Origin of the sequence: Larkinella sp. C7 (assembly GCF_006149005.1) — a bacterium.
GTDB lineage: Bacteria > Bacteroidota > Bacteroidia > Cytophagales > Spirosomataceae > Larkinella.
Window position 1 is genome coordinate 295,833 of sequence record NZ_VBSL01000008.1, and the last position, 18,343, is coordinate 314,175.

Below are 18,343 nucleotides of genomic sequence, written 5' to 3' on the forward strand. Positions count from 1 at the left end.
CAACCATGCGACGCATCTGGATTTGGTTCGTACTTTTAGGATTGATCCTGCTGTTTGTCTTTGTCGGGGTTCTGCCGCGCATTCACAACGCGCAGGAGCTTCGGGCGGAAGCCGATGAGCAGAAAAACCGGCAGGAACTGGTCACGGTTACGTCTGTTAGCCATTCCGACGACTCGACCGGTTTGCTGCTGCCGGGGCAGATCATGCCCTTCCGCGAAACGCCGGTGTTTGCCCGTACGCAGGGTTTTCTGAAACGGCGGTTTGTCGACATCGGTTCGAAAGTCCGCAACGGTCAGATGCTGGCCACGGTGGAAGCGCCTGAACTCGATCAGGAATTGATTCGCGCCCGCGCCGATGTCCGGCTGGCCCAATCGAACCTGGATCGGCTAAAAAGTGTAAGCCTTCCCGGTGCCATCTCCCAGCAGGATCTGGACAACCGGCAGGCCACTTACGAGATGAATCAGGCCAACCTCCGGCGGCTGGAAGCCCTGAAAGCCCTGCAGGAAATCCGGGCACCGTTCAACGGCATCATTACCGCCCGCAACGCCGAAGTTGGCAATCTGGTTTCAACGGGCAGTGGCGGGGCGATCCCGATGTTTACGATTTCGCAACTGGACACGCTCCGGGTGTATGTCGATGTGCCCCAAACCTATTATCAGTTGATCAAAATCGGGATGGCGGCATCGATCAACGTACCGGAACTGAATAAAACTTTTACCGGAAAAGTCGTTCGCACATCCGGTACCTTACGCACGGAATCGCGAACTTTGCTGGCCGAAGTGGCGATTCCCAACCGGAACCAGGAACTGGTGTCGGGATTATACGGCCAGGTGAAATTCAGTCTGAACACGATTCACCCGCCCGTGCTCATTCCGGCGAATACGCTGCTGGTGACATCGGAAGGGCCACGCATCGTGGTGGTGCAACCCAACCGGGTGCTGCGTTTCCAGCCCATCACCCTGGGGCGTGATTTTGGAACGACCCTCGAAGTATTGGAGGGCCTGAAAGGGCAGGAACAGGTAGTGACGAATCCCAACGACCGGCTCAAGGACGGGCAGCAGGTTCGGATTAAGGTGCAGGGGCAGACTTCTGCGACAAAACAAAAAGTATGAGAAAATCGGCGCTTTACAGTTTAATGTTTTTAATGCTTGGCCGTACGGTTGCCCACGCGCAGTCGGCGGCTTCTTCAGGAAGCGCTTCGGGCGGTTCGGTGGCTTCCGCATCCTTTCAAACGAATACGGTTCGCGACGGTTGGGCGGTTTTTCGGGACCGGACACTGGATTCCCTGATCGATCTGGGTCTGACCAGTAACCCCGACATTCGGGTGGCCGTCAACCGGGTCGAGGAAGCCCGGATTCGGGTTCGGGTGGCCGAGTCATTCCTGTCTCCATCGGTTCGTAGCAGCCTGAATTTCAACACCCAAAGCCTGTCGCAATACCGCCCGATTGCCATTCCGGTTGCCACCGACAAGCTACCCCGTCTGCAACTCAACTCGCTGCAGGTTTTACCCATCGACGCCAGCTACGAAGTAGATTTGTTCAAGCGGATTCGCAATACGGTTCGGGTTACCGATTTGCAACGGCAGGTGACAGAATCGGATGTGCAGATTACGCAACTGATTGTGGCTTCGGAAGTAGCCCGGCTTTATTACCTCATTCGCGCCAACGACAGTGAGCAGGCCGTCATCCGGCGCAACATCGGCCTTCGGGATTCGACTATTTCCATCATCCGTGCCCGCTTCCAGGCCGGTTTGACCAACGAAATCGACGCCAAACGGGCCGAAACAGACATTGCCAACGTCCGGGTTCAACTGCTGGGTCTGGAGCGCAGCCGCACCGAACTCGTTAACGGTTTGTCGGGCCTCTGCGGGCAGGACCCGGCTACCTTCAGTGTCCCCGTCGGACGATTGGGAACCGGTTTTCCGGAACTGCCTTTCACCGCCATTTCAGTCGATCAACTCCGCCGTCGCCCGGATTTGCTTCAGGCCGAACAGCAATCACAGGTAGCCAATGTCCAGATTCTGGTCAACCGGGCGGCCCTGTATCCCCGCATCAACCTCGTGGGAGCCGGAGGAACACTGACGGGCCGCATCGGTACATTGTTTTTCCCCGCCAGTATGACCTATTTACTCGGGGTCAACGCCAGTGTGCCCATTTTTGAAGGAAAACGGAATCAGCAAAACATCCGGTTGGCTCAACAGCAATTCAAAACTGCCGATGCCTCCTATCAGCAACGGATGCTGGTGGCCCAGCGCGAAGCCGAAACCGCCCTCGACAATCTGCAAAGCATGCGTGCGCAAATCGACGCCCAAAACCTGGCCCTCGAATCGGCCCGGTATACCGAACGACTCAACCGGGAGCTTTACACAAAGGGTCTGACGACGTTTCTGGAAGTGCTCGATTCGCAGCGCACGGTTCTTGACTCCGAACGCCAGTTGGTGCTGTTACAGGGCCAACGCGCGTCGTTCACCGTCGCTCTGCTGAAAGCCCTGGGGGGAAGTTTTTAAGGGTTAACGATCGAAGGTGTCCAGCTTGTTTCCAAAAAATAGGCCCGTTAGCCTTTTACCTGCGGAGCCCAGTAGGTACAGTTGGCCGTGGCATACACCGGGCCTTTGAACAACATGCAACCGCCACAGGCCTTGCCCGCTGCGGGCGGTAACCACAGGTTGCAATTGCTGCACTGCTTGTCGGAGCTGGGCGATTGGGTTACATAACCGAGTCCCTGCCGGGTTTTCAGATCGCCCTCGCTAAGTCCGGAATAGTCTTCGCAGGGATTGGTTGCCGGTTTTTTTGTTTCATCGGTTTGGGTGGCTGGTTTGGAATCGCAGTTGGTCAGCAGGACGGTTCCACTGGTCAATACCAAGCCGATCGACGCACAGCGTTGCAGAAAAAAACGGCGGGATTTCAGTACATTCATCAATGACAAGGCGTTTGTAATCAGATCGAAGGCGGTTTTGCTAACGCTTCCCGTACGGCACGGATCGCTTTTTTTACATCTTCTGCCCGAGCCGTATTTTCCAGACTTTGGAGTGCTTGGGTTACTTCGGCGTTGCCGTCGGTTTTGGTTTCAGCTTTGGTTATTCCTTCGGCCAATCCGGTTAAACCTGCCACCTGCCAGCTTTCTTTTCGCTGGGTTGGGCTGTTTAAGAATCCCAGAAACCGGGTTACTTCGGCGGGTTGGTTCCGACGGCCCACGATGTGCGAAAAATCCGCCAGAAACGTCATTTTTCCGGCAGTTGTATCACTAAAAAAGGCCTTCTGATTCAGGAGCGTACGCAGCAATTCCGGCGACGAACCCGCTGGAGAACTCAGCACGGCGGTTCGGAACCAGCCGTTTTCGCTGTGCTTTTGAACCACCTGCGCCAGTGCCGCAACAACGGCGGGGTTCGTGAATTGACCCGCACTCAAACACGCCTGCAACGCCACCTGCACGGACGAATCACCGGTCATTTTGAGCAATTGAGGCAGTAAATCCGGGTACCGTTCGGCCAGCATCAGGCCGTGTTCACGAACGCCGGGATGCGCGTCCTGCATGGCCTTCTGAACCAAATCCCGGCTGAGGGCATTCAGTCCTTCGAGCGTATAGAACGCGTGCAGCCGGACGCGCGGATCCTGGTGTTGTGCCAATAAAGTCCTGAGTTGCGGAACCACCGACAGATCCCGTCGTTCCAGCAGCAGGCGTTGCGCCTGCAACCGCCACCACCGGTTCGGATGCGCCAGCACCTCGACCAACTCCGCCGGTTTCCGGTTTCGCAGATTGGGTGAAACAGCCGGGCGGTTTTTCGCCGTCGTCGGCAGAATCCGGTAGATCCGTCCTTTGTCGTTGCCATTCAGGAAATCCATGTCTTCTTTCAGATCCTCCGGAATTGAAACCGGCGTTTCAATGTGCTGGCGGTAAAAGTCGACCACATAAAGCGCGCCATCGGGGCCGGTGGTCAGATTGTCGGGCCGGAACCAGGGATCGGTGGATGCCAGAAACTCGCGGTCGGTTTCGCCTTCGGCCCGTTTGGCTACGAAAACGGGGCTGTCGGCCAACGGTGTCAGCACATCGCGGTGAATCAGATTCCCGGCTACATCGCCCGTAAAAACCGACCCGTAATAGTCGGATGGAAAGGCGTCTCCGTCGTAAAATATGCCACCGGAAGAACCGGTAAAATGGTCTTCGGCGTATTCCTGACGATCCAGTTTTGCTTCCGCGTATTGCTTCTGCCGCCGTTCGGTGCGTTCCTTGCGCCAGTACGGGGGTGGCGTTTGCTGAAACATCACCAGATCGTGATCCGAAATATTGACGGACGATTTGGGGCCGGGCCAATGCGGATTTCGGCGCAGATACCGTCCGGCAATCGGTGCCTGCTGGATGTGAATGGTATTTTGGGTAAAGAAGCGATGCCCCCAATCGTCGATGGCCAGCCCAAACTGACCGGAACCCGACTCCACTTCGAACAGCCCGCGATCCAGCCGAAACCGGAAATCCCCGCCATTGACGGTCAATAGGGGGGCGTCGGGCTTCCGATTAAACCGGATCTGCCCTTCCTGCCCGTTGTTGTTGGCATAAATCCAGTTGTCGATTCCGTAGCGAAGGCTCGTGATCTGGGCTTCGGAATTGTTCGCAAAAAAACCGGTGAAAAGCACTTCCCGGGTATCGGCCCGGAAGTCGCCATTGGTGTCTTTCAGAAACAGAATGTCGGGGGCTGCCGCTACAATCAACCCGCCTTCCCAGGGCAGTACGCTGGTCGCATCCGCGATGGAATCGGCAAAAATCACCGAACGGTCCATCCGGCCGTCGTTGTTGGTATCGGCCAGCATCCGGATTTTGCCTTTGCCCTTCCCGGTTTCGGGTTTGCCCGGATAATCGCCCATCTCCACCACGTAGGCAACACCCTGTTCATCGAACACCAGATCCACCGGGTCGGCGATGAGCGGTTCGGCGGCAACGGTCTCAATTTTGAAACCCTCCCGAAGCTGAAAACTCTGAAGCGCTTCCTCGGGCGAAAGTGGGTCTGAATACCGCTTTTTTGAACAGGAAGCAAAAAAGACGATACTCAGCAGGCAGGCAATCGAAAACAGACGATTTAGGCGGTATTCGTTCATTTTTAAGTGGGTAAAGGAGTCTTGACAGATTGGTGGAGTCGGCTACAACCGGAATAATTTTTTCGAATTTTCGTACAGGATTTTCCGCTCAATGGTTTTGGAAGGCGAAAGCCGACGGATGGCTGCAATCGTTTGCGAACCCTGGCAGGTGGGTCCGTGGCCGGCCGTATCCAGACAATCACTGCCGTACAGAATCTTGTTCTGGTGACGATCCAGAAAACCCCGGGTGTGTTCTTCATCCCGCAGCAGGGCGTTCAGTCCCGACCCGGCCGACATGTCGGCATAGACGTTGGGATAGTCGCTCAGCAACCGATCGGTGAGGCCGCCGGGGGTTACGCTGGTTTTCGGATACAAAACCGTCTGGTCCTGGTGTCCCTTGTCGATGTTGGCCCACCAGGTTTGGGCGTGTCCGATAAAATTAACTTTCGGGTATTTTTCCACCATCGTATGAAACCGGGCGAAATCATGGTTATACATACCGTATTGCCAGTGCATCAACACCGGAACCCGGTAACTCTGAGCCAGTTCATAGATTCGCTGCATCTCCGGCGAATCACATTTCACGCCGAATTTGGATTCTCCGATGATGGGGGCACCCCGCTTCAGGTACTTTTCAATTTCCAGCGTCGCATCCGGCAAATCCGGCACTTCATTGGCTCCGAACCGGAATTCGGTCGGGTGTTGTCGGGCCAGGTTGTAGCAGGTTTCATTGCCGCTGCACTTGGCCTGCAGTCCGTTCGACTCGCCTTTGTGCGTCGACATCCCAAAAGCCGGGGTGCCTGCGGGCAAAAGAATCGTGGTGGTTACGCCCATCGCCCGCTGGTGTGCGATCAACTGGTCATGAGTCCGGCCCATGTAGTCGGTATGCTGGTGAATGTCGATGATGGGTTCGGACTGGACTCCGGCCAAACCGTTCAGGCTGACAGCCGTTCCGGCCAGTAAAATACCGGAACGGGCTAAAAATCCACGGCGTGAAACCGATGCGGGATTCTTCATGCTGGGTTAAGGAAATCGTTTAGGATTTGCCCCCAATATAGTGAACTTTCCCCGGCTCTCCCGTTCTTTCAGGATAGAATCAATAAATTCGGTTACGTACCCGAAGTTGTCCTTCGGGTAAATAGCGTGGTTACTACTTCGAAAGACGAACAGCCATTCCATCAATGGACAAAAATCTTTCAAACCTTCTTTCCCAAGCCGCGTTTTAGTGATATTTCCACGCTAACCCCATTAATTATGGCACTTGCACCCAGCCTGACAGAAACCGACATCCATTCTACTGCGAACGCAGAATACCCCGAAAACCTGCACACCAGCGGCTACGGCGGTTCTGCAGCACTGACTGACGGCCCCGATGCAGATGAAGAATATGACGAAGAAGAACTCACCATCACGGATGATGATGACGACGACGATCTAACCGTCGATGAAGAAGAAGAACTAACCCTCGATGAAGACGAGGAAGACGACGTGTAGGCGTAAAAAGAGAACGATGGATGATGAATGATGAACGATGGAATGACTGACACGTCCATTCATCGTTCATCATTCATCATTTATTGGGTTATAACCGAAAGCATTGTATCGCATTTCAGCTCCGTCTCGCGCCATTCTTTTGCCGGCGAAGAGTCTTCCGTTAGCCCGGCACCGGCGTAGAGCGTTCCCTCCTGCCCTTCCAGCTTCATGCAGCGCAGATTGACAAACAGGTCGGTTTCTGGGCCGTCCTGGCGGACGATGTTGACCGGGCCGAGAAAACCGCTGTAGAATTCGCGCTGGTGGGCTTCGTGTTGCAGAATGAAAGCCTGAGCTGTTTCGCGGGGCATACCGCAAACGGCCGACGTCGGGTGCAATAACCGCAGCATTACGGTGCCAAGTTGGGGGAAATTAACCGCCTGCGTATCGACTGAATAATCCGACCGGAGGTGCATCAGGTTGCCGGCAACAACGGTTCGGGGACCCTCTTCGAGGTATTCCCGAACGCGGATTTTCTTGAAACAACCGATGATGTAGCGACTGACCAGCGCCTGTTCTTCAATTTCTTTTTGCGTCCAGGGCGCATCCGCCGTCCGCTTCTGCCGACCTTCAGAATCAAAAGCCGACTGGGTTCCGGCCAGGGCAACGGTGCGAAAAATACCGTCGGCATCGACGCTCACCAGTCGTTCGGGCGTGGCCCCAATCCAGACCTGGTTGCGATCCGGCAAATAGACGGCAGAAACAAAGGCATTCGGATAGGCCTGACAAAGGCGATTAAACAGCGTCGGAATGTCGGGCTGCTCTTCAAACCGGATGGTTTTGGTGCGCGACAACACCACCTTCCGGAACGTTCCGCGCTCCATCTGGCGGATGGCCCGGCTTACGGTTTCTTCAAAATCAAGCTGCTGATTTTGAGCCGATTTTACCACCTTGACGGATGGGACGATCTCTTTTTTCGCGGTTTTTGAATCGATCCGAAAGAGCGATTCAAAGGCCGGGTGATCCGTTGGCAGTTTGTTCTGGGCGGCCAGCATGGCACCATTTTCGTCGAAACGCCAGTAGAAATCGGCTTTTAGAAAGAAGGTACTCTCGGCGTCCGGATTGACAAACGGGCTGACGGCAAAGCCCATCGGCAGTTCTTCAAAATCCATGACGACAGTGGCCACCGTGCCGGAAGCGTCAATAATTAATTCGCGGTCGGTTCGATTGGGAAGGCGCCAGAGGGCTGCGGGATAACCCGCCTGAACAGCACCCTGCCAAATGGAATGGCTGGTTTGCTGCGTTTGTACGGTTGATGACAAGTGTGTTGAAAATTGCATTATCGAAATCGGGTCGATGCAAATTTAGCTGTATCCGAATAACAGTTTGTTCTTCTTTTTTGTGCGGAAAAAGCGACGAAGTCCGCAAAAAATCTGCCTGAGAAGCCGTAATCTTCCCCATTTCAGGTCAGAAAAACAACAATTCGTGCGGAAAACTTTCCGGTTTGTCCCCTGCGCTGTTTTTATTGGATTTTATTGATTCGTACTTCCACTCCTTTTAATTTGGCAGAACGATGGACATTCTAATCATTGAGGACGAACCACTGGCGGTTCAGAAACTGGTCAAGCTCCTGAACCTGGCCGATGCCACCAGCCGGGTGGTTGGCATTACGGACGGTATTGAGTCGACCGTTGCCTGGCTGAATGCCCATCCTCGCCCCGATCTGATTCTGATGGACATCGAGCTGTCTGACGGACAGAGTTTTGAGATTTTCAATCTGGTCTCGATCGATTGTCCGGTAGTTTTCACTACCTCCTACGATGAGTTTGCGGTTAAGTCCTTTCAGGTAAACCGCTTCGATTACCTGCTAAAACCCATCAAAAAAGACGAACTGGCGCAGGTCCTCAACCACTACAAACAGCCCGAATCGGCCACCGTGCGTTCGACCGACATTGGCGAGTTGGTCGACGACCTGCGGAAACAGACGCGCCAGCCGGAATTCAGGAGCCAGTTTCTGGCCAAATACCAGCAACAACTTGTCTCGATCGATGCCACCGACGTTCGTTTTTTTTACACCCGGGAAGGGACGACCTACCTTTTCGGCCGCAACAACAACCGCTATGTGGTTGATTATACCCTCGACACGCTGGAAAAGATCCTGGAACCTCACCATTTTTTCAGAATCAACGAGCAGTTTATCGTCGAGCGAAGAGCAGTTTCGCAAATTCATTCCTACCTTAACGGTCAACTTACAATAGACCTGGATTCCGGCGGCATCGCCCAGGACATCATCGTCAGTCATGACCGCATCCGGGCTTTCAGGGAATGGATTGAACGATAAGATGCAGAAACTGAATGACAAGTGGATGCGCATTCTGGGCATCCCGTTGCTGTCTTTTACGGGTCAGTGGGCCATGTACGGTTACACGAATGTCCCCTACCCGGACGACTGGCGCATTCCGTTTTTCTTCATTTTAGGCAGTGTGCTCGTCTGGGAAACCAACCGCCGGGGCATTATCCTTTCCCGCCGAAAATACCCCGACCTGACCCAGACCCGGCAGCGGGTTTTGTACCAACTGATCTGGTTTGCCTTTTTTGCCAGCCTGATCCGCATCACCCAGACGTTCTTTTACGAACGCATCGGCCTCTGGCCTACCGAAGATTACCTGCAATTCAGGCCGTATTTTTTTAATACCCTCGTTTCCTTCGCCGGAACGGTGCAAATAGCCGCCTATTACGAAGGCGTTTACCTGTATCAGCGCTGGAAAGTTGCCTATACCGAAGCGCAGGAGTTGAAAAAAGTGAACCTGCAAAGCCAGCTCGATTCGCTCAAAACCCAGATCAATCCGCATTTTCTGTTCAACAACCTGAATTCGCTGTCGTCGCTGATCACCAGCGATGCCCAGCAGGCCGAGCTTTTTGTGGATGAACTATCGTCGGTGTACCGGTATTTGCTTCAGCAGAACAACCGGGATTTGTGTCCGCTCAACGACGAAATTCAATTCATCAAAGCCTATTTTCACTTGCTGAAAACCCGGTATGGCGACGGTATTTTCATGGAACTGGACCTGGATCCCGGCTACCTGACGTACCTCATTCCACCCCTGACACTCCAGATTCTGCTCGAAAATGCCATTAAACACAACATCATTGCCGTCAGCCGCCCCCTGACAATCAAGCTTTACACGCTGGAAGGCCACCTGTATGTGGAAAACAATCTGCAAAAGAAGAAAATGGCCGTTCCGTCCAACCAGATCGGGTTGCAGAACATCATGATCAAGTATAAACTCCTCGCCCATTCGCCGGTGACGATCTATACTGACGAGCATAAATTTCTGGTGGGCGTGCCGCTGCTGACGCCTACGACAGAGGGGGTGGCGGGGTAACTTCCAAAAAATAAAATCATCTGCCAGGTCATTACCGCGTGATGAAAATGGATGATTTACGTGTATTTCAGCCAATGTTCACACACCTCGACAAGCTGCGCCGTAATGCCGTGTACGGAAATCTCCTTGTTGATAAAACCGTCGGCACCGGCCGCAAAGCAGTGCTCCACGTCTTTTGGTGAAGTCGAATGCGTAAAAATTACCACCGGGATGTGCTTCCAGTCCGGATGCGCTTTCAATCGGGTTAGCAACTGAAAACCGGTGATGTAAGGCATCTTCAAATCCAGCAAGATCAGATCCGGCTTTGGAGCGAATGCGTTTAAACGCTCTTGCAGGAAAAAACCGTCCGAATAGAGCTGAAAGGTGTAATCAGGCAGGTAGCGCGCATTGATCCATTCGTACAGAATCAGATTCTCGTCGTTATCTTCAATAAAACAAAGCGTAGGATTTTCGCCCACCGGCACCGGACGGGGAATCATAACCGACCGCTTATCTGATCCAGAATTTTCCATAACGTTTCCGTGAGTTTATTTAAATGGATGCTTTCAACGACTCACTGGCAAACAATTATTATGCAAAACTTTTCAGAATAAATACTTAGTTATTTTCCGGTATTTCGCCGTATTACTTACTTATTTTCCAGTACTGCCACGGTCAGCCGACTGATGCAGACGAGTTTACCCGCTTCGTCCGTAATACGAATGTCCCAGATGTGCGTCGTCCGGCCGACGTGGATCGGCGTCACCTTGCCGTAGACCCACCCTTCTTTTACGGAACGAATGTGGTTGGCGTTGATTTCCAGGCCCACAGCCCGCTGGCGGGTCGGATCGTCGAGATGCGTCACCGAGGCCACACTGCCCAGGGTTTCGGCCAGCACCACCGATGCGCCCCCGTGCAAAATCCCGAACGGCTGGTGGGTCCGGTGGTCGACAGGCATCCGGGCGGTTATAAACCCGTCGCCGAGTTCGGTTAACTCGATTCCCAGGTGATGAACAATGGAGTTTTTATGAAATTGCTGCAGGGATTCTAAAGTCCAGTCCGGCTTCATTGTGTGAAGAATTTTTCGTAATTTTGCAGGCGTTTTGCCAGACAGAGCGAAGCTGTCACGGTGTGAAATAGCAAATTTAAAATGTAAAATGAGAATTAATAAAGTATTCTAGCGGCTGGTTTTTCATTTCGCAGACCGTTTAACTTTTCCATTTTACATTTATCGGAATACCTATTACAACCACAGAGGATTGGAACAAAAAACGATATATCTCATTCGCCACGGCGAAACGGATTACAACCGACAGGGCATTGTTCAGGGCAGTGGCGTAGATTCAGATCTGAATGCGATGGGACAGGCTCAGGCCCTGGCTTTTCATCAGGCGTATCAGCACATCCCGTTTGCCAAAGTATACACCTCCAAACTTCGGCGCACGATGCAGTCGGTGCGGTTTTTCATCGACGCCGGCATTCCCCACGAAAGCTACGAGGGCCTCAACGAAATTAGCTGGGGAGCCCGCGAAGGCAAAACGCCCAACAGCTTCGACAACGAATATTACCGTACGCTGATTGAAAACTGGGCGGCTGGCCATACCGACTATCCGACCGAAGACGGCGAAAGCCCGGAACAGGTTGCCCGGCGTCAGAAACCCGTGATCGACCTCATCCTTTCGCGCCCCGACGAAAATCCGGTGCTGGTGTGCATGCACGGCCGGGCCATCCGCATTTTGCTGTCGTGGCTGATGAATGAATCCCTGGCGACCATGGATTTGTACGAACACAGCAATTTGTGCCTCTATAAACTGATCTACGATTACGACACCCGCGAATTTACGATTGAAGTTTCCAACGACAGCACCCACCTGCTGGCACTGGTCATGCATCAATAAGGTGTTCATTTTTTGTCATCGGAAAAACGCCAGCGGTTACATAACTAAAAACCGGCAACTGACAATTCTATATTACCACTCCTGTAATAATAGCCCCACTTCATCCACAAACTTGTATATTCGTTATGGGTACAATGTTTTTGGAGTTGATTTCTGAAGTGAGCGCATGTCTAAAAATAGAATATATTGGTTTTGTCAGATAGTCGGGTGGACGATGCTCATCATGGCAGAGTTCGCTATTTTTACCTTTGGAGAAGGATACAAGGCTGATTTTTTTTACGAAGCGATTGCCACCATCATTCTGTGTATTCTGCTAACCCACCTGTACCGCCTGATGATCAAACGATGGCGGTGGGTTCAGTTGCCTTTCTTTCAGCTCGTGCCACGGGTCATTTTATCGGTTTTTGTTCTGGCCGTCATCATGACCATCATCAACCTTCCCATTGATAAACAGGTGCTTCCGGAATACCTGTCCGACGAACCGTCCATCGTTTTGGGCTATTTGTTAAACTGGGGGAAATGCATGTTGGCGTGGGTACTGAGTTATACGGCTTATCATTATGTGGAACGCTCGCGCGATGCCGAAATTGAAAAAATCCTGCTGAAAACCTCCATTCGCGAGTCCGAAGCCAAGGTTCTGCGGTCGCAGCTCAACCCGCATTTTGTCTTCAATGCCCTCAACAGCATCCGCGCCCTGGTGCTCGAAAATCCGACCAAAGCGCAGCAAAGCATCACCCAACTCTCCAATATTCTCCGCAACTCGCTGCTGGCCGACCGCCGGAAAACCGTTGAACTAAGGGAAGAAATCAAAACCGTCGAAGATTATCTGGCCCTCGAAAAAGTTCGCTACGAAGACCGTTTGAGTTGCCGCCTGGAAATCGATCCGAAAACCCAGTACTTGCAGGTGCCGCCCATGATGTTTCAAACGCTGGTTGAAAATGCCATTAAACACGGCGTTCAGAAAGCCATTTCCGGCGGTTTTGTCGAACTGACCACCTGGCTGGAAGACCGTCTGCTGTACATACGCATCCGCAATACCGGCGTGCTGGGCAACACGGAAGCCTCGTCCGGCTTCGGACTCAAAAATACCGCCCAACGGCTTGAGTTGCTCTATGGCCCCGAAGCCACCTTTCGCATTCAGCAGGAGTCCGCCGACGTCGTCTGTGCCGATGTGGTCATCCCGCTGCAATCCGCCGGTGTATTCAAACGAACGGAAGAATTGAAAAAAGTTTAAGGGTTACGGTTTTCAGTTTACGCCGGGCCGTCGCTACGGTGGTTGACGCATTTGATACACAAACCCGCATCCGTAGCGACGCCCGGCGTAAACCGAATACAGAAAACCGTACACCATAAACGATAAACTATAAACTTAATTGAATGAAGACCCTTATCGTTGACGACGAGCGGCTGGCCCGCAATGAACTCCGCCGATTGTTGGATAATTTCCCTAAAATTGAAGTGATTGGCGAAGCTGCCAACGCCGACGAAGCCCTCAAACTGATCGATGACCTTCAGCCGGAATTGCTGTTTCTGGATATTCAGATGCCGGGGAAAAACGGTTTTGAGTTATTATCAGCCATTGACGGCAAATCGCCGGAAGTCATTTTCACGACGGCCTACGACGAATACGCCATCACGGCTTTTGAATACAATGCCCTGGATTACCTGCTCAAACCGATTGAATTAAACCGGTTGTCGGAAGCCATCAACCGCATCGAGGAGAACAGCCATGCCCCCGAAATGGAAGCCCCGCGCCGGGACACGAACAAGGTGCTGGGCGAAAACGACCAGGTGTTTGTCAAGGACGGCGAAAAATGCTGGTTTGTCAAACTCGGGAAAGTCCGGTTGTTCGAGTCGATGGGCAATTACGTCCGGCTGCATTTCGATGACCAGAAACCGCTGGTGCTGAAGTCATTGAACAGCCTGGAAGACCGCCTGGACCCCAACACGTTTTTCCGGGCCAACCGCAAGCACATCATCAATCTGCCGTGGATCGACAAGATCGAGCCGTGGTTCAGCGGTGGCCTGCTGGTAACCCTGAAAGGGGGCGACAAGATCGAAATCAGCCGCCGTCAGGCCATCCGGTTCAAGGAATTGATGAGCCTTTAATGGGTTAAGAGTTAAAAATTAAGAGTTAAGAGTTAAGAGTTAAAAGGAGCCGCCGTTGATCGGCTGACGCAGTCACTTGGCAGCGCAACTCTTAACTCTTAACTCTTAACTCTTAATTCTCCCCTCCTAATTCATTCAACGCGGCCCGGGCTTTGTTGTCGATGCTGTTTTTGTATTCGTGTTTTTTGTAGCTCAGTGCCTTCTGAAAGTACTGCCGGGCTTTGGTCAGGTTGCGCTTTTGCTGGTAGATATAACCGAGTTGCAGGGCTGCCGTCGCGCCGTGCGATAACTGGTCGGTTTCGCTCAGACTCACGGCCCGCTCCAAATACGGCAACGCTTCGTCTGCATCGCCCGCGCGCTGGTAAATCCGCCCTTTGCGGTAATTAAACTCGGCCTTCTCGTTCAAAAGCGGAAACGAGGATTCAGTATAATTTTTTAAAGTCGCCAGGGCGGTCTCGTAAAAACCGCCATCCGTTGCCAGCCGGGCCTTCATCAGGATTTTCTGCCGGGGTGAAACGCCTTTTTTGAAATACGATTCCGCGAATTTCTGAGCCGCTTTGTCCGACTCCACGACGGCACCGCCTGCCTGACTAACCTGCCGAAGGTATGGCAGGGCTTTGGTGTCGTCGTCCTGGAGCCAGTAGCACAGAAACAGTTTGTGATACGTGTCTTTCAGGAAGTTAACACCTTTGTACTGACTCAAAAAGGTACGGTAAACCGCAGCGGCCTGTTGATAGTCTGCTTTCTGGAGCAGAATATCGGCTTTTAAATTCTCCAGAATCGGGAACGAAAGGTAATCGGAGCCGGTGGGCCGGTCGTTCAGAAAAGCCAGAGCGTCTTCACTCCGGGCTTCTTTCATGAATACGGAAGTAGCAAAAAAACCCAACAGCAGGTTATCCGGATTGTCCTGCACCATCTTTTTAAGACTGGCCGCATCCGCTGCCGTAAATTTCAGCACGTAGGCCCGAAGCAGCAGATCGATCAGCCGCGATTCGGTTTGAAAAATGGCGTCTTTCTGCGAAACCGTCCGAAGCTCCTGCATCCCTTGTTTGATGTTCCCGCGCAGGCCCAGCATTCGGGTCACCCAGGTGTAATTATCGGGAACCGCGCCAATCATGACGTGCAGCAGCCCGAGGGATTTGTAGGTGGGCAGAAAACCGGGGAATTTTTTGCGGTTTTCCTCCAGTAGTTTATACGCCCGGATCACATCCCAGCAGGCACTGACTTCCTGTCCGAATTTGAGCTTGACGAACGCCCAATGCAACCGCACTTCGGCCTGCGCAAACCGCTGCCAGGGGGAGTTTTCGTCCAGATCCCGGAGCTGGTCGAGCCGCTGGTCTTCCCGGTCCGACCATTGACTGTAGAGCTTCCGGTCGTCGGAAACCAGCAGCGTGACCATATCAGCCAGATTATCGACGTAAATCGCCACGCCGTTTTCCCGTGCCAGCTCACCCGTCAGCATCCGCCGGCCGTCCTGTACTTTCAGTTTCAGCACGTCGGCATAGGCGCGCTGGAGCGGGGGCGTAAAGTCGAAATCGGCGGCCTGGAGCGGGGTAAACGTTCCAATGAAAGCCAGCAAAAGCAATAGAATCCGCATGGTGCGAAAGTAAGAATTCCTGAACCGGTTTCGGGGTCGTTCCCGAAACCGGGATACAAAAAAAAGGCCACCACCCGGCGACCTTTTCACGAAAAAGAATACGATCAATTACCGACGCGATGATACCGGTTCGGGAACGCCTTCGACATCGGCGAACACCCGTCCGCAATGCTCGCAAACGATGATTTTCTTTTTATCCCGGATATCGGCCTGCCGCTGGGGTGGCACGACGTTGAAGCAACCGCCACACGCACCGCGTTTCACGACCACAACCGCCAGGCCGTTCAGGGCATTTTCCCGGATTTTATTGTAAGACTTCAGCAGGCGCTCTTCGATGTGCGTTGCCTGGTCGTCACGGTCTTTCAGCAAAGCTTTCTCCTCATCCCGGCTTTCGGACGTGATTTGGTTCAGCTCCTGCATTTTCGCTTTCAGATCTTCCTTGCGTTCGTCCAGTGCCGACTGTGTTGCTTTAATTTCTTCCTGCTTGTTGCGGATTTTGAACGAGGCTTCGTTGATCTTTTTGTCGGCCAGTTCAATTTCCAGGGTTTGCAGTTCCACTTCTTTCGAGATGGCGTCAAACTCGCGGTTGTTGCGAACGTTCATCTGCTGATCCTTATACCGGGTAATCAGCTTCTCTGAATCCTTTTTAATCGCTTTGTTCCGGTCGATTTCCTCCTCTAACACCTGAATATCGGCGTTGAATTTACCGATTCGGGTTTCAAATCCGGCAATATCATCTTCCAGATCACGCACCTCTTCCGGTAGGTCACCGCGGATCTTTTTTAGTTCATCAAGCTGAGAATCAATTGATTGAAGTTTAAGAAGTGCTTCGAGTTTTTGAGCAATCGTCAGTTCCATTCGTGCGGTTTTATCTGCCTATAAGTAGTATAGCACCGGGTTGGTGTCTATTTCGGACAAAATTACCGCAAAGGTATCATTTTTTTTCAACAAATACTGTTGAATCAAGTCTTTAGTAAATACTTCGCTTTCGTAATGTCCAATGTCTGTAATGATAATACGCGAGTCGGCGTCAAAAAATTCATGGTATTTGTAATCCGCCGTAATAAATACGTCGGCCCCGGCCCGCAGGGCGTCATTCAGTAAAAAACTGCCCGCTCCTCCGCACACCGCCACCCGATGCACCGGCTGCCCGCGCAAAGCCGTATGGCGAATCACCGACAGGTTCATCTGCGTTTTCAGATGGGCTAAAAAATCCGCTTCGCTGAGTGGTTCCGGCAGTTCACCCACCGCACCTGAACCCACTTCCTGATTTTCGTTCGTCAGGGCGGTCAGGTAATGGGCCACTTCTTCGTAGGGATGCGCTTTCCGCAAAGCCGCCAGCACTTTAGGCTGAAGGTAGGCTGGAAAGAGGACTTCAATCCGGTTTTCGTGCGCCGTGGTGTCTTCGCCCGATCTTCCAAGTGCGGGCTTCGACGCGTCATTTCCCCGGAATGTGCCCGTTCCTTCGGTCCGAAAACTACAGTGGTCATACTGCCCGATCTGCCCGACGCCGGCTTCGTATAGCGCATTTAAAACCGTCTGCGTGGCTTCCCTGAACGCCGGTCCCTCCTGCTCATTCGGCACGAACGTGACCAGCTTCATCAACACGTCCGATTTCGGCGCCAGAATCCGGACCTTCTGCAATCCCAGTTGGTCAGCAATCCTGAAACTCACGCCACCCGCGATGTTGTCCAGATTGGTGTGGGCGGCATAGAGCGCCACGTCATTTTTGATGGCCTTGATCACCACCCGCTCCACGTAATTCCGGCCGTTGAGCTTTTTCAAACCCCGGAACACAATCGGGTGATGCGCCACGATGAGGTTGCAGTTTTTCCGAATCGCTTCCTCCACCACAGCTTCCGTGACGTCGAGCGTGACCAGAACACCGGTTACTTCGGCGGCAGCGTCCCCGACGATCAGCCCCGCATTGTCGTAGCTTTCCTGGTAGGCCAGCGGAGCCCAGGCCTCCAGGTAGGTCGTGATGTCGCGTATTGTCATTTTAGGCCATAGCGTTCCGCCAGGATGTTCAGGTGATGCCGTTCGTGTCCGGCCAAAATGGAGAAGAAGGCGCGGGCCGACAAGGGCGAGCCGTTGGCCGTTCCGATCCGTTGCAGGGCCTCTTCCGTCAGGCTTTCGGCGAGGGCCAGGGTCGACTGCCGAACGAAACCGTAGTGCGTCACCAATTGCTGCTGCGACTGCGCGCTGAAGTTGGCGTTATCGACATACACGTTTTCGTCAAAACCCGGCAGCGATTGCTTTTCTCCCCGGGCAATACACAGCGCACGGTAGACAAAAATCCGCTCGGTGTCGATCATATGGCCCAGCATTTCTTTCGGCGACCACTTGCCTTCGGCATACCGGTAGTCCTGCTGAACGACAGTTAAATTTTTATACAAACTTTCTACCATCGCCTGCTGCTGCCGCAAAAGATCAATAACATTCTCGGTATCAACCAGATCGATGTATTTGGCAAAAAAACTCCCTGCCGGGTATTCAGTCGGAAATGGTTTTTTCATCCTTTTTTATCTGTTTTTTTTGGCAAAGGTATTGCGTAATGTCTAAAAGCAGCTACCTTTGCACCACGTTTTCAGGAAATGAAGGCGGAATAAAAATGGATCGGTAGTTCAGTTGGTTAGAATGCCGCCCTGTCACGGCGGAGGTCGCGGGTTCGAGTCCCGTCCGATCCGCTCAAAAGCGGGAAGATCGCTTAAGTAACACTATTATTAGCCTCAAAGCCCGTTTCTACGGGCTTTTTTGTTGCCCTCATTTTTTAGGGATCAAGTGCAAAAGTTGGATCAAGTACAAAAGTTGTGGAGTGCGTTGCATTTTTTTAGG

Annotated in this window: 18 protein-coding genes and 1 tRNA gene; 9 read left to right on the top strand and 10 right to left on the bottom strand. The window is 52.8% G+C overall.

Going from position 1 to position 18,343, the window contains the following annotated elements; genetic code table 11:
• Positions 1-5 precede the first annotated feature (5 nt).
• Together FH871_RS21090 and FH871_RS21095 are read left to right on the top strand one after the other, a co-directional pair.
• Entirely contained in the window at positions 6-1,112 is a 1,107-nt protein-coding gene (locus FH871_RS21090) for an efflux RND transporter periplasmic adaptor subunit (protein WP_138993339.1), read from the top strand.
• A gap of 32 nt (positions 1,113-1,144) precedes the next feature.
• Positions 1,145-2,506 (top strand): efflux transporter outer membrane subunit, encoded by a 1,362-nt coding sequence (locus tag FH871_RS21095; RefSeq protein WP_229317452.1) that lies wholly within the window; start codon positions 1,145-1,147, stop codon positions 2,504-2,506.
• A gap of 47 nt (positions 2,507-2,553) precedes the next feature.
• On the opposite strand, the gene FH871_RS21100 is transcribed toward FH871_RS21095, so the two are convergent.
• From FH871_RS21100 to FH871_RS21110, 3 genes are read right to left on the bottom strand one after another with little or no spacing between them, the layout of a single operon-like run.
• On the bottom strand, positions 2,554-2,916 hold the full coding sequence (locus tag FH871_RS21100) for a high-potential iron-sulfur protein (RefSeq protein WP_138993341.1): 363 nt from the start codon (positions 2,914-2,916) through the stop codon (positions 2,554-2,556).
• 20 nt (positions 2,917-2,936) lie between these two features.
• Complete coding sequence (locus FH871_RS21105) at positions 2,937-5,090, bottom strand: PVC-type heme-binding CxxCH protein (protein ID WP_138993342.1); 2,154 nt, start codon at positions 5,088-5,090, stop codon at positions 2,937-2,939.
• A 42-nt stretch (positions 5,091-5,132) separates the two neighbouring features.
• On the bottom strand, positions 5,133-6,086 hold the full coding sequence (locus tag FH871_RS21110) for an amidohydrolase family protein (protein WP_138993343.1): 954 nt from the start codon (positions 6,084-6,086) through the stop codon (positions 5,133-5,135).
• Positions 6,087-6,323: 237 nt separating this feature from the next.
• Between FH871_RS21110 and FH871_RS33210 the strand changes: the two genes are divergently transcribed.
• On the top strand, positions 6,324-6,563 hold the full coding sequence (locus FH871_RS33210) for a hypothetical protein (protein ID WP_171062906.1): 240 nt from the start codon (positions 6,324-6,326) through the stop codon (positions 6,561-6,563).
• Between the two features lie 80 nt (positions 6,564-6,643).
• On the opposite strand, the gene FH871_RS21120 is transcribed toward FH871_RS33210, so the two are convergent.
• A complete protein-coding gene (locus tag FH871_RS21120; RefSeq protein WP_138993344.1) occupies positions 6,644-7,879 on the bottom strand; it encodes an isochorismate synthase in 1,236 nt (411 codons plus the stop codon).
• Between the two features lie 233 nt (positions 7,880-8,112).
• On the opposite strand from FH871_RS21120, the gene FH871_RS21125 reads away from it, so the two are divergent.
• Both FH871_RS21125 and FH871_RS21130 read left to right on the top strand, forming a co-directional pair.
• Entirely contained in the window at positions 8,113-8,880 is a 768-nt protein-coding gene (locus FH871_RS21125) for a LytTR family DNA-binding domain-containing protein (RefSeq protein ID WP_138993345.1), read from the top strand.
• A gap of 1 nt (position 8,881) precedes the next feature.
• Entirely contained in the window at positions 8,882-9,925 is a 1,044-nt protein-coding gene (locus tag FH871_RS21130; RefSeq protein WP_138993346.1) for a sensor histidine kinase, read from the top strand.
• Positions 9,926-9,981: 56 nt separating this feature from the next.
• On the opposite strand, the gene FH871_RS21135 is transcribed toward FH871_RS21130, so the two are convergent.
• Both FH871_RS21135 and FH871_RS21140 read right to left on the bottom strand, forming a co-directional pair.
• On the bottom strand, positions 9,982-10,437 hold the full coding sequence (locus FH871_RS21135; protein WP_138993347.1) for a response regulator: 456 nt from the start codon (positions 10,435-10,437) through the stop codon (positions 9,982-9,984).
• Positions 10,438-10,553: 116 nt separating this feature from the next.
• Positions 10,554-10,973, bottom strand: coding sequence for a hotdog fold thioesterase (locus FH871_RS21140; RefSeq protein ID WP_138993348.1), 420 nt, complete (start codon positions 10,971-10,973; stop codon positions 10,554-10,556).
• 190 nt (positions 10,974-11,163) lie between these two features.
• Between FH871_RS21140 and FH871_RS21145 the strand changes: the two genes are divergently transcribed.
• The 3 genes from FH871_RS21145 to FH871_RS21155 all read left to right on the top strand — a co-directional run bounded on the left by FH871_RS21145 (position 11,164) and on the right by FH871_RS21155 (position 13,911).
• Complete coding sequence (locus FH871_RS21145; protein WP_138993349.1) at positions 11,164-11,802, top strand: histidine phosphatase family protein; 639 nt, start codon at positions 11,164-11,166, stop codon at positions 11,800-11,802.
• Between the two features lie 166 nt (positions 11,803-11,968).
• Positions 11,969-13,036 carry a sensor histidine kinase gene (locus FH871_RS21150; RefSeq protein WP_138993350.1) on the top strand — a complete coding sequence of 356 codons (1,068 nt, stop codon included), beginning with the start codon at positions 11,969-11,971 and terminating at the stop codon, positions 13,034-13,036.
• A gap of 143 nt (positions 13,037-13,179) precedes the next feature.
• On the top strand, positions 13,180-13,911 hold the full coding sequence (locus FH871_RS21155) for a LytTR family DNA-binding domain-containing protein (protein WP_138993351.1): 732 nt from the start codon (positions 13,180-13,182) through the stop codon (positions 13,909-13,911).
• 112 nt (positions 13,912-14,023) lie between these two features.
• Here the strand turns inward: FH871_RS21155 and FH871_RS21160 are convergent, their stop codons facing one another.
• The 4 genes from FH871_RS21160 to FH871_RS21175 form a co-directional block, all read right to left on the bottom strand.
• Positions 14,024-15,508: a lipopolysaccharide assembly protein LapB gene (locus FH871_RS21160; protein WP_138993352.1), complete on the bottom strand. Its 1,485-nt coding sequence runs from the start codon at positions 15,506-15,508 to the stop codon at positions 14,024-14,026.
• Between the two features lie 108 nt (positions 15,509-15,616).
• Positions 15,617-16,366 carry a zinc ribbon domain-containing protein gene (locus FH871_RS21165; RefSeq protein ID WP_114408998.1) on the bottom strand — a complete coding sequence of 250 codons (750 nt, stop codon included), beginning with the start codon at positions 16,364-16,366 and terminating at the stop codon, positions 15,617-15,619.
• Positions 16,367-16,384: 18 nt separating this feature from the next.
• A complete protein-coding gene (locus FH871_RS21170) occupies positions 16,385-17,506 on the bottom strand; it encodes a Nif3-like dinuclear metal center hexameric protein (RefSeq protein ID WP_138993353.1) in 1,122 nt (373 codons plus the stop codon).
• Positions 17,503-18,024 (bottom strand): DinB family protein, encoded by a 522-nt coding sequence (locus tag FH871_RS21175; protein WP_138993354.1) that lies wholly within the window; start codon positions 18,022-18,024, stop codon positions 17,503-17,505. Before FH871_RS21175 ends, FH871_RS21170 begins: the two co-directional genes overlap by 4 nt.
• A 97-nt stretch (positions 18,025-18,121) precedes the next feature.
• On the opposite strand from FH871_RS21175, the gene FH871_RS21180 reads away from it, so the two are divergent.
• Positions 18,122-18,195: transfer RNA gene (locus FH871_RS21180), tRNA-Asp, on the top strand.
• Positions 18,196-18,343: the final 148 nt, after the last annotated feature.

Bases quoted from the DNA above. Each gene is read 5' to 3' on its own strand.
- FH871_RS33210 (WP_171062906.1), top strand. From the start codon at position 6,324: ATGGCACTTGCACCCAGCCTGACAGAAACCGACATCCATTCTACTGCG.
- FH871_RS21170 (WP_138993353.1), bottom strand. From the start codon at position 17,506: ATGACAATACGCGACATCACGACCTACCTGGAGGCCTGGGCTCCGCTG.
- FH871_RS21090 (WP_138993339.1), top strand. From the start codon at position 6: ATGCGACGCATCTGGATTTGGTTCGTACTTTTAGGATTGATCCTGCTG.
- FH871_RS21120 (WP_138993344.1), bottom strand. From the start codon at position 7,879: ATGCAATTTTCAACACACTTGTCATCAACCGTACAAACGCAGCAAACC.
- FH871_RS21140 (WP_138993348.1), bottom strand. From the start codon at position 10,973: ATGAAGCCGGACTGGACTTTAGAATCCCTGCAGCAATTTCATAAAAAC.
- FH871_RS21095 (WP_229317452.1), top strand. From the start codon at position 1,145: ATGCTTGGCCGTACGGTTGCCCACGCGCAGTCGGCGGCTTCTTCAGGA.
- FH871_RS21135 (WP_138993347.1), bottom strand. From the start codon at position 10,437: ATGGAAAATTCTGGATCAGATAAGCGGTCGGTTATGATTCCCCGTCCG.
- FH871_RS21175 (WP_138993354.1), bottom strand. From the start codon at position 18,024: ATGAAAAAACCATTTCCGACTGAATACCCGGCAGGGAGTTTTTTTGCC.
- FH871_RS21100 (WP_138993341.1), bottom strand. From the start codon at position 2,916: ATGAATGTACTGAAATCCCGCCGTTTTTTTCTGCAACGCTGTGCGTCG.
- FH871_RS21110 (WP_138993343.1), bottom strand. From the start codon at position 6,086: ATGAAGAATCCCGCATCGGTTTCACGCCGTGGATTTTTAGCCCGTTCC.
- FH871_RS21150 (WP_138993350.1), top strand. From the start codon at position 11,969: ATGTCTAAAAATAGAATATATTGGTTTTGTCAGATAGTCGGGTGGACG.
- FH871_RS21130 (WP_138993346.1), top strand. From the start codon at position 8,882: ATGCAGAAACTGAATGACAAGTGGATGCGCATTCTGGGCATCCCGTTG.
- FH871_RS21165 (WP_114408998.1), bottom strand. From the start codon at position 16,366: ATGGAACTGACGATTGCTCAAAAACTCGAAGCACTTCTTAAACTTCAA.
- FH871_RS21160 (WP_138993352.1), bottom strand. From the start codon at position 15,508: ATGCGGATTCTATTGCTTTTGCTGGCTTTCATTGGAACGTTTACCCCG.
- FH871_RS21125 (WP_138993345.1), top strand. From the start codon at position 8,113: ATGGACATTCTAATCATTGAGGACGAACCACTGGCGGTTCAGAAACTG.
- FH871_RS21105 (WP_138993342.1), bottom strand. From the start codon at position 5,090: ATGAACGAATACCGCCTAAATCGTCTGTTTTCGATTGCCTGCCTGCTG.
- FH871_RS21155 (WP_138993351.1), top strand. From the start codon at position 13,180: ATGAAGACCCTTATCGTTGACGACGAGCGGCTGGCCCGCAATGAACTC.